General features: G+C 67.9%; 14 protein-coding genes. 8 read left to right on the top strand and 6 right to left on the bottom strand.

Going from position 1 to position 14,907, the window contains the following annotated elements; translation table 11 throughout:
- Nucleotides 1–236 precede the first annotated feature (236 nt).
- Nucleotides 237–821 (top strand): hypothetical protein, encoded by a 585-nt coding sequence (locus JJB11_RS14210; protein WP_201172247.1) that lies wholly within the window; start codon nucleotides 237–239, stop codon nucleotides 819–821.
- A gap of 114 nt (nucleotides 822–935) precedes the next feature.
- Here the strand turns inward: JJB11_RS14210 and JJB11_RS14205 are convergent, their stop codons facing one another.
- On the bottom strand, nucleotides 936–1,595 hold the full coding sequence (locus tag JJB11_RS14205) for a ribonuclease T2 family protein (RefSeq protein ID WP_201172243.1): 660 nt from the start codon (nucleotides 1,593–1,595) through the stop codon (nucleotides 936–938).
- Between the two features lie 183 nt (nucleotides 1,596–1,778).
- Here JJB11_RS14205 and JJB11_RS14200 point away from each other — a divergent pair, with 183 nt between their 5' ends.
- Entirely contained in the window at nucleotides 1,779–2,768 is a 990-nt protein-coding gene (locus tag JJB11_RS14200; RefSeq protein ID WP_201172240.1) for an AI-2E family transporter, read from the top strand.
- 44 nt (nucleotides 2,769–2,812) lie between these two features.
- Here JJB11_RS14200 and JJB11_RS14195 read toward each other — a convergent pair whose 3' ends face one another.
- The 5 genes from JJB11_RS14195 to JJB11_RS14175 form a co-directional block, all read right to left on the bottom strand.
- Nucleotides 2,813–3,400, bottom strand: a complete 588-nt coding sequence (locus JJB11_RS14195; protein WP_201172227.1) for a YdeI/OmpD-associated family protein — start codon at nucleotides 3,398–3,400, stop codon at nucleotides 2,813–2,815.
- A gap of 76 nt (nucleotides 3,401–3,476) precedes the next feature.
- Entirely contained in the window at nucleotides 3,477–4,085 is a 609-nt protein-coding gene (locus tag JJB11_RS14190) for a COG3904 family protein (RefSeq protein ID WP_201172218.1), read from the bottom strand.
- A gap of 168 nt (nucleotides 4,086–4,253) precedes the next feature.
- Nucleotides 4,254–4,622, bottom strand: a complete 369-nt coding sequence (locus JJB11_RS14185; protein ID WP_201172215.1) for a hypothetical protein — start codon at nucleotides 4,620–4,622, stop codon at nucleotides 4,254–4,256.
- A gap of 255 nt (nucleotides 4,623–4,877) precedes the next feature.
- Nucleotides 4,878–7,970, bottom strand: coding sequence for a PAS domain-containing hybrid sensor histidine kinase/response regulator (locus tag JJB11_RS14180; RefSeq protein WP_201172213.1), 3,093 nt, complete (start codon nucleotides 7,968–7,970; stop codon nucleotides 4,878–4,880).
- Nucleotides 7,971–7,983: 13 nt separating this feature from the next.
- Nucleotides 7,984–9,546: an ATP-binding protein gene (locus JJB11_RS14175; RefSeq protein WP_201172194.1), complete on the bottom strand. Its 1,563-nt coding sequence runs from the start codon at nucleotides 9,544–9,546 to the stop codon at nucleotides 7,984–7,986.
- 313 nt (nucleotides 9,547–9,859) lie between these two features.
- Here JJB11_RS14175 and JJB11_RS14170 point away from each other — a divergent pair, with 313 nt between their 5' ends.
- The 6 genes from JJB11_RS14170 (at nucleotide 9,860) to JJB11_RS14145 (ending at nucleotide 14,907) form a co-directional block, all read left to right on the top strand.
- Nucleotides 9,860–10,432, top strand: coding sequence for a HutD/Ves family protein (locus JJB11_RS14170; RefSeq protein ID WP_201172192.1), 573 nt, complete (start codon nucleotides 9,860–9,862; stop codon nucleotides 10,430–10,432).
- Between the two features lie 106 nt (nucleotides 10,433–10,538).
- Nucleotides 10,539–11,282: an IclR family transcriptional regulator gene (locus JJB11_RS14165; RefSeq protein ID WP_201172191.1), complete on the top strand. Its 744-nt coding sequence runs from the start codon at nucleotides 10,539–10,541 to the stop codon at nucleotides 11,280–11,282.
- A 27-nt stretch (nucleotides 11,283–11,309) separates the two neighbouring features.
- The gene (locus tag JJB11_RS14160) at nucleotides 11,310–12,053 is read left to right on the top strand and encodes a transporter substrate-binding domain-containing protein (protein ID WP_201172189.1); all 744 of its coding nucleotides are present in this window, start codon (nucleotides 11,310–11,312) and stop codon (nucleotides 12,051–12,053) included.
- Nucleotides 12,054–12,077: 24 nt separating this feature from the next.
- Nucleotides 12,078–12,746 carry an amino acid ABC transporter permease gene (locus JJB11_RS14155; protein WP_201172187.1) on the top strand — a complete coding sequence of 223 codons (669 nt, stop codon included), beginning with the start codon at nucleotides 12,078–12,080 and terminating at the stop codon, nucleotides 12,744–12,746.
- Nucleotides 12,743–13,519: an amino acid ABC transporter ATP-binding protein gene (locus JJB11_RS14150; RefSeq protein ID WP_201964847.1), complete on the top strand. Its 777-nt coding sequence runs from the start codon at nucleotides 12,743–12,745 to the stop codon at nucleotides 13,517–13,519. Before JJB11_RS14155 ends, JJB11_RS14150 begins: the two co-directional genes overlap by 4 nt.
- The gene (locus JJB11_RS14145; RefSeq protein WP_201172184.1) at nucleotides 13,516–14,907 is read left to right on the top strand and encodes a formimidoylglutamate deiminase; all 1,392 of its coding nucleotides are present in this window, start codon (nucleotides 13,516–13,518) and stop codon (nucleotides 14,905–14,907) included. The genes JJB11_RS14150 and JJB11_RS14145 overlap by 4 nt, the downstream gene beginning before the upstream one ends.

The following is a 14,907-nucleotide window of genomic DNA, read 5'->3' as shown; positions in this document are numbered from 1 at the left end:
AACGCGGTACGAAGATCTCGCCGAACGCTGGAAGAGCGAGCACCCTCGCCGAGTCTGAACGGGCGCTGACCGCAAGCCACGCATAAGCACGCGCCGAATGCCCTCCGTCGGTTGCGCGTGCCTCTTCATCGCCACGCAACGAACTTTGCAAGCCGTTCACGGTAGCCCGTGCACGTGAACTGCTGGCATCTCGTTGTGGCGAGGTCACGACTTGGTGACGCCACAGGAGAACGACAATGATCCGAACCGCCTTCGCCATCGCGGCGCTTGCGAGCGCTTCCGCCGCGTTTGCGCAAACGAGCGCGCCTGCGGGCGCTCCGCAGGAAGTTCTGCAACGCCAGGCCCATCAGCAGCAACGCATCGACAACGGCCTGAAGGACGGCTCGCTGGGCACGCGCGAAGCGGCTCGGCTGGAGAAGAAGGAGGCAGCCCTCGACCGCACCATCGCGCGCGACGAGAAGCACGGGCTGACGCTGCAGGAGGCGCACCGCATCAACCAGCGCGAGAACGCACTGAGCCGCCGGATCCACGCAGAAAGGACCAACGGCGTGCGCGGCAACCCGAACAGCGCCAGCAGCCGCCGCATGCAGGCGGACGTGCAGCGCAACGCGAACGAGGACCGCCGCATGGCACAGGGCGCGGGCGCCGGGCAGCTGTCGCCGAAGGAGATCTCCACCGTCGAGCGCGGCCAGGCGCACGTCGACCGCCGCGAAGCGCAGGCCGGAGCCGACGGTCACGTGGGTGCAGGCGAGCAGGCGCGGGTCCAGCGCGCCGAGAACCGCCAGAGCCGCCACATCCACCACGATCGCGCGGTGAACTGAGATGCGTACTGGGCACTGATGGATGGAGCCGTCGCACGAGCGGAGGCTCCGCCGCGTGCCGGCCAGCCGTGTGCGTCGGCACACGGCTTCGGGATCGCATCCTGTCCTGCGGTGCTACTGGTGCGCGCCGGGCACCGCCACCGGCGCCGCGCCGCAGGAGGGCCGCACGTCCGGACCGCAAGCGCGCGGTGCCAGGTCCTTGTCCACGCAGATCCGCACCTCGGTGAGCGCGCCGCCGCCGCAGTTGACGACGATGGCCCGCGACGGCAGCGACGGATTCGCGCCGCGCAGTGCCCGCACGATGTCCGCGGCCCGCATGCTCGCCGTGCGGTCGCCCGGCTGCAGCTCGGACGGGATGCGGATGCTGTCGCGTGCGCTCGCCGCGGCCTGGAAGTAGTCGCGCGGCGACAGCCCGGAACAGGTGCCGTGCCGGGCCCATTCATGGGCAGCGAGCTGCGCGCTCGGGTACACGGTCGCGGCGACCTGCGACTCTTGCGGCGTGAGCAGGCGGCCCGAGCAAGTCTGCGGGTATCCGCCTGCCGCGTACTGCGGCCACAGCCCATGCAGCACGAAGCCGTGCGGTTGCGCGCATTCGTCGCTGCGGTCGCGATGCGTGGCGCAGAAGGTCGGCGCCCACGAGAGGCTCAGGACGTAGTAGTCGAACTCGACCGCACCAGGGTTCCGGTCAGCTTCGTGGTGATGCCGGCGCGCATGGGACGTGCCTGCCGCCATGCTCACGACGAGTGCCAGGACGATAGTGACCAGTCTTGCCATTCCACTCTCCTGCGGGGATCGGCCGCGAGCATAAGGCCGCGCGGAATTTCCGTGGGACGAGTGGCGGCGGCACCTGCGCGATCCCGCAGCAGCTAGGATCGTCCACGTCCTTTTCCTGTGCTCCCCATGCGCACCGAACTCCCACCTTCAGCGAGCCGCGTCGCACCCCGCACGCTCGAGCGCGTGTCCGCGGCCGTCGTGGTGGCGCTCGCATTGCTTGCCGTGCTGTGGCTGCACGTGCTCGGCGTCCTGATCTGCGCGCTCGTTGCGCATTCCGTGTACCGGCGCCTGATGCGCCTTCTCGAGAGGAAGCTGCCGGCGCGGACGGCGACGGTGGCCGCCATTCTCTTCACTGTGCTGGCGCTCGCCGTCCTCGCGTGGGCGGTATGGCAGGCCACTGCGTTACTGAGTTCGCCCACGGGCGGTGTGCCAAGCCTGCTGCAGTTCCTGGCCGAGACGCTCGACCGCCTCCGCAGCAGCCTGCCCGCCTGGATCGCGGACCGCATCCCGAAGTCGGCCGACGATTTCACCCGTGTGGCGGCGTCGTGGTTGCGTGGGCACGCGCAGAAATTGCAGCTCTGGGGACACGCAGCGCTGCGTGCCGCCGCGCACGTGCTGGTGGGCCTCATCATCGGCCTGCTCGCGGCGTTCGAGCGCAAGCCGAGGGCCGCGTCACCCTGGGCAGTGGCTTGCGCGGAGTCGCTGGCCAATGTGGCTCGCGCATTCGACCTGATCGTGTCCGCGCAGGTTCGCATTGCCCTGATCAACACTGTCCTGACGGCTGCCTATGTGTTCGTCGTGCTGCCGCTTGCAGGGACGCACCTGCCGCTGGCAAGGACGCTGGTCGCAGTCACGCTGCTTACCGGGTTCGTTCCCATCGTCGGCAACCTCGTGTCGAGTGCGGCCATCGTCATCGCTTCGCTCGCCGCCGGCACTGGCGTCACTGTGGCGTCCGTCGCCTTCCTGCTGGGAGTGCACAAGCTCGAATACTTCCTGAACGCCCACTTCGTGGGACGGTCTGCGAACGTGCCCGCGTTCTGCCTGCTCGGCGGCATCGTGGCGCTGGAAGCGGCGTTCGGCGTGTCCGGCCTGCTGGCGGCACCGATCTATTGTGCGTGGCTGTTCGGGGAGTTGCAGGCGGCCGGTCTGCTGGCGCCCGATCCACCGCGATAACCCGCTTCAGGCCCAGCGAGGCCCATGGCGGCGGCATCCGGTGATCACGGATGGATCTTCTCGCCGCGGGCAAGCATCTCCACGAGCGTCTCGATCCGCCTCGTACGCGTCTCCGATCGCTTTGCGGTCTGGACCCGCCACAAGACGGCATAGCGGTTCGCGCCATCCAGCTGGGCGAAGAAGCTCCTTGCATCGGGCCGTGCATCGAGGGCTGCCTGCAGGTCAGGCGGCACGACTGCCGTGCGCGGGCCATCGTAAGCCGCATCCCATCGCCCGTCCCCCTGGGCGCGGACGATCTCCGCCATTCCACTTGGCTGCATGCGACCCGATCGGATCAAGCCCTCCGCCTTCTCGCGATTCGCCTTCGACCACAGGCTGCGCGCGCGCCTTGGCGTGAACCGCTGCAGCCAGTGCTGTTCGTCCACGGCCTTCTTCTGCCCGTCGATCCAGCCGTAGCAAAGCGCGATTTCCACGGCATGCGCATACGTGACCGTCGGTTCCCCGGCGCCAGTCTTGGCAATCAGCAGCCAGACGCCATCGGACGATGCGTGGTTCTTGCGCAGCCACGCCTCGAACCCGCGGGAGGTCGCAAAGCGAAGCGGCTCCGGCGTCGAGGCCATTCCCTTGACCATGATCCCAGTGTACGTGCGGCACAGTGACCGGAGCTGTCTGCCCCTGGCCGGACGGTCCCGCGGCGATTGATCGCCTTCACCGCGTCACAGGGCCCATGGAATCCCTGCGATCCGCCTCCTGCTGCTTCCGGTCGTTCGCAGCCAGCCCATACCAGCCCAGTTCCGCCGGCGGCAGTGCTCGCCCTTGCGGCGCCTGGAGCATCGCGTCGTACAGCGCGGGCGGCACGTTCACCTCCTTCAGGTAAGCCCTGACGAAAGCATCCAGCCTGGCCTGCTTGCTCTCCCGTACTTCGGGCGGGAGGTGATCGTCGTCGGGGTCGTACGGCTTGTGGACGCCGACGACCGCTCCGGGCTGCACCACGCGGTAAGGCGCGCCTGCCAGCACATAGACGCAAGCACTGAAGCACGAGGATCCTGCTTCTACTATCGCGACACCCTTCATCTGCCGAAGCAGTCTGCCGATGGCGATCGCCGAGACGAGCTGGCCTCCTCCGGAGTCCAGGTGCACCACCATGCCCTGCCGTCTGCGCTCGATCAGGCTCTGCAGGTCACGCGGCAGGATCTCCCCCTTGAGCCAGGTTGCGCCTGCGACGCCGACGACTTCGGCACGGTCAGGCGCAACGAACGCGGCCAGCGCGAACGCAAGAAGGGAGGCCAGGAACCGGGATACCGACATGAAGCCCATCACGCACTTCAAGAGGGTTTCACACTGTGCGGGAGATCTTCAATGGCACGAATGGCTCCCCTGGGCGAAGTCACGAAGACCTGGCGCCTGTTGGGCACCTATGCCACGACCGGAGCCAGGATGCAAAATGCCCGCCGAAGCGGGCATTGCCGAAAGCGCAGGGAAGCCTTACTTGCGGGCTTCTTCCTTCTTGGCATCGGCCTTCACTTCGGCCTTTTGCTCCTTGGCATCTGCTGCCACGTCGGCCTTGGTCTTCTTCGCATCGGCTGCGTGGACCTTCTGGTCTGCCTTGGCGTTGGCAGCGGCCTTCTCGGCGTTTTTCTGGGCGGCCGCAGCCTTCTTGGCAGCCTTGGCCTCTGCCTTGGCCTTCTTCTTCTCCGCAGCCGAAGTGGTCTTGGCTGCCTTCGTGTCCGCCTTGGCTTCGGCCTTCATTTCGGTCTTGGCAGCGGCGGAATCGGCGGCCGTGGGAGCGCTGGCTTGCGCAAACGACGACGCGGCAAAGAAGGTGGCAGCCAGAAGGGCAAGAAGCTTGTTCATGATGGTGATCTCTCGGTAGGGAAGCGAAATGAGTTGCCGGACTGGCCTCCCTGCTTTAACGCTGTAGCGTAGGGAACCGTTGACCGTTGAGCGTGAATCAATTCGCGCGTCGCATGCGGTCCATTTGCGCCAATGGATCCAGACCTGCAATCAGCCTCAGGTGGCCGCGAGCAAGAACCTGGCAGTTCGAGCGCGCGCGAATCAATGGCCACGCGGCGCGGGAGCGGGACGGTCGCGACCGGCAGCCCGGAGTCGTCAGTTCTGCGAAAAGAGAGGTACGGCGCCGAGAATCTCGCGCACGGCCTGTGCGAGCTCGTGACGACGGTATGGCTTGGCCAGCAGTTTGACGCCGTCGTCCAGGCGCCCGTCGTGGACGATCGCGTTTTCCGCGTAGCCCGAGGTGTAGAGGACCCGCAGACCCGGGCGTCTCGCCAGGGCGCGGTCGGCCAGTTCGCGCCCGCTCATTCCCGGCATCACCACGTCGGTGAACAGCAGGTCCACCTTGCGTTCGTCGTCGTCCAGGATCTGCAACGCATGTGACCCGTCGCCGGCATGCAGGACCGTGTACCCCAGCGACACCAGCTGCGCGTGCGCGTAGCGCCGGACCGGTTCGTCATCTTCCACCAGCAGGATCGTCTCCACGCCGCCGGCCGGTTTCGCGTGCAAGCAGCCCGCGGCCGGGGCCGCCGCGCCGTCGGCCCGGGGCAGGTACAGCTTGACTGTCGTCCCGCGTCCCGGCTGCGACTCGATGTTGACGTGGCCGCCCGACTGCTTCACGAATCCGTAGGTCATCGCCAGACCCAGCCCGGTGCCTTTGCCCTGCTCCTTGGTCGTGAAGAACGGCTCGAACACCCGCCCGACGTGCTGCGGTGCTATCCCCTCCCCGGTGTCCGACACGGAAAGCATCACATATGCGCCGGGCTGGGAGTCCGGGCACCGCCTCGCATCCTCAGCGTCCAGCGTCACGTTGGCCGTCTGGATCGACAGGCGTCCTCCGCCCGGCATCGCATCGCGGGAGTTCAGGCACAAATTGAGCAACGTGTTGTCCAGCTGGGCCGGGTCCACCTCTGCCGCCCACAGCAGCGGCTCGGCCTTGAATTCGATCCGGATGTGCTCTCCCAGCGTGCGCCGGAGCATCGCATCCGTCCCCATGACCAACTGGTTGATGTCCACCTTGCGCGGCTCGAGCGCCTGTTTGCGCGCAAATGCGAGCAACCGTTGCGTGAGCTCCGCGCCTCGCTGGGCGGCGTCCATCACGACATGGGCCATGCCATGCAGCGGGCCGCATTCGCCACGGAACGCCAGCTGCTCGGCCAGCATTTCCGCGTTGCCCAGGATCACGGTCAGGAGGTTGTTGAAGTCATGCGCCACCCCACCGGTCAGCTGGCCCACCGACTCGAGCCTCTGGGTCTGGCGCAGTCGCTCCTCCAGGGCCATCCGCTCGCTGATGTCGGTCGTGCTGCCCATCATGCGCACCGCGCGCCCCGCGGCATCGCGCGTGATGTAGCCGCGGCCGATCACGTAGCCGGCACCGCCCTGCGGGGGCTGGATGCGATAGGTTTCCGACCACGTCGGCGCCATCCCGTCCATCGCATCGCGGATTCGCTGCAGGACACGTTCGCGGTCAGACGGATGGATGTGGTCCTGCCACGATCGACTGCTCACGACCGTGCCGGGGCCGCACAGCTCGTTGAAGTTCGCGTTGCACCAGACGGTGTCGCGTTCCAGGTCCCAGTCCCAGATCGCATCCTTCGACGCACGCGCGAGGATGGCCAGGCGTTCATCGCTCTCGCGCGCGGCATGCTGCGCCGCCCGCAGCTGCGTGAGGTCCTGGATCGCGCCTTGCAGCCGGACGATGGTCCCGTCGTGGCCGCGCACCGCCTCACCGCACACGCGCACGCAGATGATCCGACCGCCCCCTGTCAACATGTCCGCCTCGACGTCGAACGGTTCGCCGGTGCGGCGGCAAGCGTCCAGCGCGGCGACGATCCGCCCGCGGCCCGGTTCCCGGTAAAGCGCGAGCGACGACAGCAGCGCCGGCGCTGCCGACTTGTCGAACTCGAGGATCTGGTAGACCTCGTCCGACCAGAGCACATGCTCGGTCGCCAATTCGATGGCCCACCCGCCGATGCACGCGATGCGGCCGGCAAAACGCAGCAGCGAATCCTTTTGCCGCGCCTCCTCTTCGGCCAGCCGGCGCTCGGTGATGTCCTGGAAGGCCCCCTGCAGCCGCACGATGCGTCCGGAAGCGTCGCGCACCGCTTCGCCCATCGATCGCACCCAGATCGGCCTGCCCTTGGCCGTCAGCTTCGGCAGTTCGAATTCGTAAGGCGTGCCATCCTCGATGCACCGCTGCACGAGCGCCTTCACCCGGTCGCGATACTCGGGGGGAAACAGGGCGATCCCTTCCTCGACGCGCGGCATGTGCCCCGCCGGCACCTCATGGATCGCGCAGGTTTCGTCCGACCAGGTCAGCCGGCGCTCGGCCAGGTCCATGCTCCAGCCGCCGATCCCCGCCACGCGGCTTGCCACGCGTGCCAGCATCGTGTTTTGCGCGAGCTGGTCGGCGGCGCCCTTTTGCTCGGTGATGTCCATCACCATCCCGATGCGCGCGGTGATGGTGCCGGCGCTGTCGAACCTGGCGGTGCCTCGCTCGCTCATCCACCGCACGGAACCGTCCGGGCGCTGGATGCGGTACTCCGCTTCGAGCAGCGGTGCTTGCGCGGTCACCTTCGCGTGCACCGCGAGATACCTGGCACGGTCCGCGGGAACGACGAAGCCCATGAACTGTTCGAACTCGCCTCGGAAATCCTCCGGTGCGATGCCGAAGAGCTCGCAGGTCGCATCCGACCACTGCAGGATGCGCGTGCGCCCGTCGAACGCCCAGCTGCCCATGTGACCCATGCGCTGGGCAGTCAGCAGCATGGTGGCCTGACCCCGCAGCGCCTCCTCGGCTCGCTGGAGGTCCGTCATGTCGCTGAAGCACACAGCCACGCCTGCGATCCGGCCATCACCGTCGTTGACGGGAGAGCACACGTAATCGACGGGAAAGCTCGAGCCGTCCCCGCGAAAGAAGACCTCGTTGCGGACGCGCCGGCGCTGTCCGTCCATCAGCGTGTGGTGGATGGGGCATTCGCATTCCGGGTAGACCTCGCCCCCGGGGCGGTGATGGTGCACCAATGAATGCGCATCCGCACCGAGCAGCCCGCGGTGGGTCCAGCCGAGCATCGCCAGCGACGCGGCATTCTCGAAGACGATCTTCCCTTGGCGGTCGATGACATGCACGCCTTGCCCCAGCGACTGGAGCAGCAGGGAGCTGTCGGCTTCACTGATGCGCGGGACGCTCATGTGCGTGCGATGCTCACGCGGCGCTCGCGGTCACCTTGGACAGCGCCTTGCGAACGTCGGCCAGGCGTGGCGGTTTGGCAAGAACCTCGTCCACTTTTGCGCACCAGTCGTCCGACGCGTCCAGCCGCGCACCCCAACCTGTGAGCAGGAAGACCGTCGTGCCCGGGCTCGTGGCCTTGACGCGGCGCGCCACCTCCCCGCCGTCCATGTGCGGCATGCCGAAGTCGGTGATAACCAGGTCGAACCCGGGGCCGGCCTCCAGCGAACGCGCGAAGGTCGCCACCCCCGCGGGGCCACCCAACGCGCGTGTGACGTGTTGGCCGTCGTACTCCAGCATGTCCCCAAGCGTCGTCAACACCGCCGGGTCATCGTCGATCAGGAGCACTCGCAGGGCAGGCGAACCGCGCTGCGGCGGCTCGGTTGATTCGCGAGGCGCAGCGGGCGGCCGCGCACCCGCATCGGATGCTTGGGCCGAAGCCAAGGTAAACGCGAAGAGCGCGCCGCCTTCCTTCAAGGCTTCGGCACGTACGGTGCCACCGTGCCGCTCGATGATTCGCCTGAAATTGGCCAGCCCCATGCCGCTGCCCTCGAATTCGGCGATCGGGTGCAGCCGCTCGAACGGGCGAAAGAGCGTGTGCGCATAGTTCGCATCGAATCCGGCACCATTGTCGACCACGCGGATTTCATGGCCATGCTCGCAGCAAGATGCCTCTACCCGGATGCGCGCGGGCTGCACTCCCCGAGTGAACTTCAGGGCATTGGACAGCAGATGAACGAAGGCATGCTGCAGCAGGGAAGCGTCCCCGCACACCATCGGCATTCCGCCTATCGTCCACTCGATGTCCCGCCCCGCACAATCCGGTGCCAGCCCTTCCCGCGCGCGCTCCAGCACCTGTGCCAGGGCTACGGGACGAAGGTGCACTTCCTGATTGCCAAGTCGTTCGTAGGCGACGAGGTCGTTGACCAGACGGTTGCCGCGCAGGCTGGTATCGACGATCCGTTGCAGGTAGTGTTGTTCCTTGTCGTCAAGCTTCGCCCCGGCCCTATGAAGGAGGGCGGTTGCAAACCCCTCGTTCGCCTGCATCACCGCCTGCAGGTCGTGTGCGATCCGGCCAGCGAATGCATCGCGGTCCCTGAGGGTCGCTTCCAGCCGAGTGGTGGAGGCGGTCGCCCGCACAGTCTCCATTGCAAGTTGTTGGCGCAGCATCCGTAGCTGCATCGCACGCGCAACCATTCTTCGCAGCGCGCCAGGCACGAACGGCCACGGCAGAAACTCGAGAACGCTGATCTCGGCGGGATCCGCGCCGCTTGGGTCACCGGCCTCGTCACCGACCAGCGCCGCCACAATTTCCGGTTGGATCGCCGCGGCGTTCTGCGCCAGGGCTGCCCGGTCAAAGCTGCACGCCCCGCTTTCAATCAAAAGGATGTCGTAGGTATGGCCGCCCAGGTCGACCAAGGCGTCTTGCGGATCGGAAAATCCCGTCGCGTGGAATCCGTTGTCGCGCAGCCAGGAGCAAATCTCTTCAAGCCGGGACCCGTCCTCGGCTACCACCATCAGCCGTTGCGACACGGTCATTGCAAACTTTCGTTATCTCGGCATTCGGGGGGCCGCGAGCCGGACCTCGCCTTTTTGTTGTCCCTGCAAACGAACAGACCTTGCACGCCTGGACGAGTGTAAGCCGAAGCGATGTTAGGTCGTCCTTGGAGAATTGACCGTACGCTAACGGACATTGCACTCGCGCGTCGTGTCGGTCATCCCGAACTGCAATGGGCGCTGTGTCTCGCGCTGCATGACGATGGCGCTCGCGGCTCGGTCATTCGCGACGGTTGCGGGGAGCGCGCAGCGTCATCGGGCCGCCGCGATCTGCCGCCATGGCACAGTGGCGGCCATGGCATGGAACCTGATTTCTCTTTCCGAAGCGCCGGCCGCGCCGTGGCGCAACGGCGGCGGCGTGACGCGCGAGCTGGCGGTGAGGCCCACGCGCGAAGACTGGGCCTGGCGGATCTCGGTCGCCGACGTCACGGCCGACGGGCCGTTCTCGCATTTTCCGGGCGTGCAGCGCTGGTTTGCGGTGGTGCGGGGCGAGGGAGTGCGCCTTGCCGTGGACGGCGAAGTCCATGAGGTGCTGGGCACGAGCGCGCCTCTCCAGTTTGACGGCGCGGCGCAGGTGGATTCCTGGCTGCTCGCCGGGCCGACCCAGGACCTGAACCTGATGGTGCACCGTGAGCGCGCCTCGGGCGTCATGACGCGCCTGGCCGCCGAGCGCCGCTTCACGACCGCCGCCGAGGGCGTGGTGGCAGTCTTCGCGCTCGGCGCACCGGCGTCGGTTCGCCGACACGGCAACGACAGCCTCGTCGAAGTGCCGCCATACAGCCTCGCCTGGGCGGCGCTGCCGGCCGCTACCGCCCTCGAGATCGCAACCTCCGGCGCGCTCTGCATGGAGATCACGTCGCGGCGATGACACCGGGCAGACGCCGCGCCGGTCCACCACAAAAAACGCGAACTCATTCCCACTGAGTGGGACGCAAGCCTTTCCAACACCGTTGCAACGCTTAGATACTGGCCCGATGCCCACGACAGAGGCCCAGACCACTGCCACGTCCGACCGCGTCCTGCAGGTCCTGGCCGTGCTCGCGCAGCATGGTCGGGTGCTGAGCGCGGGAGAGTTGATGGCGCATACGGGACTGGCGCGCAGCACCCTGTACCGGCTGCTCGCGCGCCTGAAGCGCTGGGGTTTCGTGGTGGAGAACGAAGGCAGCTATGCCCCGGGTCCGCTCAGCCTGCAGCTGGCCCTGGGCTTCGATCTTTCCTCGCACCTGGTGCACCAGGCGCGCCAGGAGATGATCGCCCTGGCCCGCCAGTCCCGCGAGAGCGTGGGCCTCATCGTCGCCGTCAACGATCGCGCGATCTGCGTGGAAATGGTGGACAGCGAGCAGTCTCTGCGCTGCTCGTTCGAGAAGGGCCGCAGCGTGCCGCTGCGTGCGGGCGCCTCGGCCAAATGCCTGCTGGCCCACCTGCCCGACACCGCTCGCGAGGCGCTGCTCGCCATCCACTACCCACAGCCCACGCAGCGGCAAGCGGCCGAAGCGGAACTCGCCGCCATCCGGCAGGCAGGCTACGCGATGACCGCAGGCGAGGTCGACCCCGGCGTGTGGGGCGTCAGCGCTCCCCTCTTCGGGCCGGGCCGCCGCGCCGTGGGCGCCATCACGCTGATGGCGCCGGTGATGCGGGCGGAAGGCCAGGAGTCCGCCCTGACCGACATGACCGTGGTCGCCGCTGCGCGGATCTCGCGCGGGCTGGCGCTGCCCTGAAACGATTTCAACCAAGGAGACTCACCCATGAACATCCGCCGTCATTTCCTCGTCGCCGCGCTCACCGTGGCCGCCCTCGGCAGCAGCGTCGCGCGGGCCGAAGACAACGTGCTGCGCGTCGGCACCGATGCGACCTTCCCGCCCATGGAGTTCACCGACAACGGCAAGCGCACCGGCTTCGACGTGGACCTGGTGGAGGCCATCGGCAGGAAGCTGGGCAAGCAGGTGGAGTGGGTCGACATCGACTTCAAGGGACTGATCCCCGGCCTGGTGTCGCACCGCTTCGACATGGCCGTCTCCGCCATCTACATCACCGACGAGCGCAAGAAGGTCGTCGATTTCACGGAGCCCTACTACGCCGGCGGCCTGGTGGCCATGGTGAAGGACGGCAGCAGCATCAAAAAGCTGGCTGACCTGGAGGGCAAGAAGGTCACGGTGCAGGTGGGCACCAAGTCGGTCGGCTTCCTGCAGGAGCACTACCCCAAGGTGCAGCGCGTGGAAGTGGAGAAGAACCAGGAGATGTTCAACCTGGTGGACATCGGCCGCGCCGACGCCGCCGTCACCGGCAAGCCGGCCGCCTACCAGTACGTGCGCACGCGTCCCGGCCTGCACGTGCTGCCGGAGCAGCTGACCACCGAGGAATACGGCATGGCGCTGCGCAAGGACGAGCCCCAGCTCACCAAGGCGGTCAACGGTGCGATCAACCAGCTCAAGGCTGACGGCACCTACGCCGCGATCGTGAACAAGTGGTTCCCCGCGGCGGCCAAGTAAGCCGCCGCCTGCGGATCGTCCCCCATGGATCTTGACTTCTCGCCCGTGTGGGCCGGCTGGCCCCAGTTGCTGCACGGCGCGCTGGTCACGGTGGAGATCACCGCCGTCTCGCTGCTGCTCGGTTGCGTGCTGGGACTGTTGATCGGCATCGGCCGGCTCGACCCGCGGCGGCGCATCGTGTACAGCCTGTGTACGGCCTACGTGGCGGCGATCCGCGGCACCCCGCTGCTGGTGCAGCTGTTCATCTGGTTCTTCGGCCTGCCGCAGTTCGGCATCATGCTGCCCGCCTTTGCGTGCGGCATGGTGGGCCTGGGCATCTATTCGGCCGCCTACGTGTCGGAAATCGTGCGCGGCGCGATCCAGTCGGTGGACCGCGGACAGATGGAAGCAGCGCGCTCCATCGGCCTGTCCGCCGGCCAGGCGATGCGCAGCGTGATCCTGCCGCAGGCGATCGTGCGCATGATCCCGCCGCTCGGCAACGAGTTCATCGCGCTGATCAAGAACTCCGCGCTGGTGTCGCTGCTGACCATCCACGACCTGATGCACGAAGGGCAGAAGATCATCAGCGTGTCCTACCGCTCGCTCGAGGTGTACCTGGCCATCGCGGTCATCTACTTCATCCTCACCGGCCTGACGACGCTGGCGCTGGGCCGGCTGGAAGTGCGGCTGCGCGCCGGGGGGATGGTGCAATGAAGCCGCAGGAAACGGGTGCGTCGCCCATCATCCGCATCCGCGGGCTGCGCAAGTCCTTCGGCGGCCACAGGGTGCTGGACGGCATCGACTTCGAGGTGCAGCCTTCGCAGGTGGTCGTCGTGATCGGCCCCAGCGGCTCGGGCAAGAGCACGTTCCTGCGCTGCTGCAACGGGCTGGAGCAGCCCGAGGGCGGCCGCATCGAGATCTGCGGGCAAACGCTGGTGGACGAGGGCCGTCCGCTGGCCGAAGCCGGCCTGAACGCGCTGCGCCAGGAAGTGGGCATGGTGTTCCAGTCCTTCAACCTGTTCCCGCATCTCTCGGTGCTGCACAACGTGACGCTCGGCCCGCGCAAGCTGCGCAACCTCTCGCGCGCCGAGGCCGAGACACGGGCCCGCGCGCTGCTGGAGAAGGTGGGCCTCGCGCACAAGGCGGACGCCATGCCTGCCAGCCTGTCGGGCGGCCAGAAGCAGCGCGTGGCGATCGCCCGCGCGCTGGCGATGGAGCCGCGGGTGATGCTGTTCGACGAGCCGACCTCGGCGCTGGACCCCGAGCTCGTGGGCGAAGTGCTGCAGGTCATGAAGCTGCTGGCGAGCGAGGGCATGACCATGCTGGTGGTCACCCACGAGATGGGCTTCGCGCGCGAAGTGGCCGACGAGGTGGTCGTGATGGACGGCGGCGGCATCGTCGAAGCAGGACCGCCGGAAACCATCTTCCGCAACCCGAGCCAGGAGCGCACGCGCAGCTTCCTGCAAGCCGTGCTGTCCCGCGCATGACCCGCTCCCTCTTCGCGGAGCACGTGCTGCTGCCCAACGGGTGGGCGCGTGACGTGCTGCTGGAATGGGATGCGGGCGGCACCTTGCAGGTCGTGCAGCCGGGCGCGCAACCCGCTGCGGACGTCGAGCGCGCTGCCGGCCCCGTGCTGCCCGGCATGCCCAACCTGCATTCGCATGCGTTCCAGCGCGCCATCGGCGGCCTGACCGAATACCGCGGCGAAGCGCAGGACAGCTTCTGGAGCTGGCGCACGCTGATGTACCGCTTCGCCTGCGCCATCGCCCCCGACCAGCTGGAGGCCATCGCCACCGGCCTGTACGTGGAAATGCTCGAGGCCGGCTACACCAGCGTGTGCGAGTTCCACTACCTGCACCACGACGCCGCTGGCCGGCCGTATGCCGACGACGGCACGCTCTCGTACTGCCTGCTGCGCGCCGCCGAGCGCGCGGGCATCGGCTTCACGCTGCTGCCGGTGCTGTACCAGACGGCCGGCTTCGGCGGCACTGCGCCACGCGCCGAACAGCGCCGCTTCGTCCGCAGCACCGAGTCCATGCTGCGCCTGCTCGAGCGCCTGCGCCCGGTGTGCGAAGCGCAAGGCGCGCGGCTCGGCCTGGCGCCGCATTCGCTGCGCGCGGTGCCACCCGACAGCCTGCGCGAGGCGCTCGCGGGGCTCGACGCCCTCGATGCGACTGCGCCCATTCACATCCACATCGCCGAACAGACCGGCGAGGTGGACGACTGCGTGGCCTGGAGCGGCCAGCGGCCGGTGGAATGGCTGCTCGATCATGCGCCGGTCGACCGCCGCTGGTGCCTGGTGCATGCCACGCACATGACCTCCGATGAGAGCCGGCGCGCGGCGGGGTCCGGCGCCGTCGCCGGCCTCTGCCCCACCACCGAAGCCAATCTCGGCGACGGCATCTTCGATGTGCCGGCCTGGCGCGCCGCCGGCGGCCGCTGGGGAGTGGGCTCCGACAGTCACGCCTGCGTGAACGCGGCGGAAGAATTGATGATGCTCGAATACACGCAGCGCCTGCATGCGCGCCAGCGCAACGTGATCGCCGGCGAGGCGCAGCGCTGGGTGGCCACCGCCATGACCCTGGAATCCGTGGCCGGCGGCGCGCAGGCGAGCGGGCGGCCGGTGGCGGGCCTCGCCGGCGGACAATGCGCCGACCTGGTCGTGCTGGATGGCGCGCACCCTTTGCTCGCAGGCTTGCCGTCGCCGGATGCGATGCTCGCCACCCACGTGTTCGCGAGCCACCGGCATTCGGCCATCCACTCCGTCTGGGTGGGCGGCCGCCGGCAGGTGAAGGACGGCCGCCATGCGCTGCACGAAGCGGGCGCGCGCGAAGCCGCGGAGGCCCGGCGCGCGCTGATCCGTGCCCTCGACTGA

It is taken from the genome of Ramlibacter ginsenosidimutans, from assembly GCF_016654015.1.
Lineage (GTDB): Bacteria > Pseudomonadota > Gammaproteobacteria > Burkholderiales > Burkholderiaceae_C > Ramlibacter > Ramlibacter ginsenosidimutans.
This window is presented reverse-complemented; position numbering and strand designations above follow the sequence as displayed.